Annotated in this window: 1 pseudogene; it reads right to left on the bottom strand. The window is 56.8% G+C overall.

Annotated features, from left to right (window positions below):
• Window positions 1-311: pseudogene (locus tag EN932_RS37645) on the bottom strand (Fe-S cluster assembly protein SufB); the annotation flags it as partial.
• Window positions 312-472: the final 161 nt, after the last annotated feature.

Genomic DNA, 472 nt, shown 5'->3' with positions numbered 1-472 from the left:
ACATCGCTGAGCGAGGTCGGGCCGGGCGTGCTCTTGGGCGCCGCGTAGAAGTAGATGTCCTGGAAATCGATCTTGGGATAGTGGACGCGCGCCCAGGTCGGCTCGTCAAGCGTCAGCCAACGGCGATAGGCTTCCAGACGCCATTCCAGCATCCAGGACGGTTCATCCTTCTTGGCCGAAATGAAACGGATAATGTCTTCGCTGAGGCCTTTGGGGGCCTTATCCATCGCGATTTCGGTCTGGAATCCATATTTGTATTGGTCGACGTCGATCTTTCGGACCCGATCGATCGTGTCCTGCACAGCAGGCATATGCGTTCTCCATCCACGCCGGGGTCAAGGCCCGACAGTTTTCAAACTATGGCACCGCCAAAACGAACCCCAAAAAGGCGCTTGCGGCAGCGTAAGTTTCATATAGTGCGCTTCGACCGGAAATTCACCCGGCCAACATGAAACGCACGGCTCTACCAGGC

The sequence above is a fragment of the Mesorhizobium sp. M7A.F.Ca.US.002.01.1.1 genome (genome assembly GCF_004022955.1).
Classification (GTDB): domain Bacteria; phylum Pseudomonadota; class Alphaproteobacteria; order Rhizobiales; family Rhizobiaceae; genus Mesorhizobium; species Mesorhizobium ciceri.
The sequence above is the reverse complement of the archived record's forward strand: the minus strand, read 5'-3'. Positions and strand labels throughout refer to the sequence as shown.